The 486-nt window shown below is 67.1% G+C and carries 1 protein-coding gene; it reads right to left on the bottom strand.

Features of this window, described 5'->3' with window-relative positions:
* Positions 1-486, bottom strand: a 486-nt coding sequence (locus EN845_RS33845) for a GTPase (protein ID WP_135931271.1), incomplete at both ends; no start/stop codon positions are given.

Here is a 486-nt window from a genome sequence, read left to right as displayed (position 1 = left end):
CGCCAGCAGATCGGACAGCCCGGTGCCAGTCCTGATCGAGATCACCACGTCATAGAGTTTCGCGCGATCAACAAGCAGTTCACCCGCAACCAGGTCCGCCTTTGCCCCGATCCTCAGCAGCGGCGCATCGGACGGCACCGCGCCAGGATCGACGGGCAACGCCATATCCTCCAGCAGCAGCAGAAGGTCGGCGCCGCCCGCCTTGGCGCGCGCCTTCTCGATGCCGATCGCCTCCACCTTGCCGGGCGCCGCGCGCAGGCCGGCCGTATCGGTGACCCGGACTCGCATCCCTTCGAGGTCCAGCACCACTTCGAGCAGATCGCGCGTCGTGCCCGGCTCGTCCGTCACGATCGCCGCCTCCCGCTTGGCCAACGCATTGAAAAGGCTGGATTTCCCGGCATTCGGCGCGCCGAGGATGACGACCTCAAATCCGTCGCGGATGATCTCGGCGGCTCGGAACCCGTCGACGTGGCGATCGATCTCGCC

This window comes from Mesorhizobium sp. M8A.F.Ca.ET.202.01.1.1 (assembly GCF_004791595.1).
In the GTDB taxonomy this organism is placed as follows: Bacteria; Pseudomonadota; Alphaproteobacteria; order Rhizobiales; family Rhizobiaceae; genus Mesorhizobium.
Note: the sequence above shows the minus strand (reverse complement) of the source record. Positions and strands in the feature narration are given on the sequence as shown.